This window comes from Paenibacillus sp. F411 (assembly GCF_017582705.1).
Taxonomy (GTDB): domain Bacteria; phylum Bacillota; class Bacilli; order Paenibacillales; family Paenibacillaceae; genus Paenibacillus_AQ; species Paenibacillus_AQ algicola.
In genome coordinates this window covers 1-836 of record NZ_JAGFIP010000048.1, presented here as the reverse complement: position 1 = coordinate 836, position 836 = coordinate 1, and the positions used below count along the sequence as shown (strand labels likewise).

General features: G+C 51.0%; 2 rRNA genes. Both read right to left on the bottom strand.

Annotation, left to right across the window (positions count from 1 at the left end):
- A 23S ribosomal RNA gene (locus JJQ72_RS20210) occupies nucleotides 1-292 on the bottom strand; the annotation flags it as partial.
- A gap of 438 nt (nucleotides 293-730) precedes the next feature.
- A 16S ribosomal RNA gene (locus JJQ72_RS20205) occupies nucleotides 731-836 on the bottom strand; the annotation flags it as partial.

The window sequence follows — 836 nt, the reverse complement described above, 5'->3', positions numbered from 1 at the left end:
GGGGCAAGCCCCTTGGTTTAGGCTGTTCCGCGTTCGCTCGCCGCTACTGACGGAATCACTCTTGTTTTCTCTTCCTCAGGGTACTTAGATGTTTCAGTTCCCCTGGTATGCCTCCCTCTGCCCTATGTGTTCAGGCAGCGGTGACTGGATATGACTCCAGCCGGGTTTCCCCATTCGGACATCCCCGGATCAAAGCTTGCTTACAGCTCCCCGAGGCCATTTCGTCGTTCGCCACGTCCTTCATCGGCTCCTAGCGCCTAGGCATCCTCCGTGTGCTCTTAGTAGCTTAACCTGATCGCTCTGGTTTGCGGTAAAGGCATCCTCCGTGTGCTCTTAGTAGCTTAACCTGATCGCTCTGGTTTGCGGTAATGTGCTCTCTTGTTCGCCTGTTTCTTGATTTGAATAAACCAAGGTGGAAACAGGCTCACAAAGGATCTCATTCCCTCAAACCTTCGCTGCTACATTTAACTTCCTTGGTCATTCTCATGACACAAGATCAGCTTAAAGGATCTTTCTAAAACGCAAATTCGTTTCGTTATCTAGTTTTCAAGGATCAAGTGATGAAAGCTGAGGACATTCACGGTTGTGACGCTTCAGGCTTCACCTTTGAGAGTTGAACTCTCAAAACTGACCAACGAGTGAGTTGGTTCTTCACCAGTGGTGAAGAGGTTGGCTTTCCTTGCGGTCTGCCTCTTTGAATGCTTCCGTTGCAGGAAGCGATTCTCCATAGAAAGGAGGTGATCCAGCCGCACCTTCCGATACGGCTACCTTGTTACGACTTCACCCCAATCATCTACCCCACCTTCGGCGGCTGGCTCCCTTGCGGGTTACCCCAC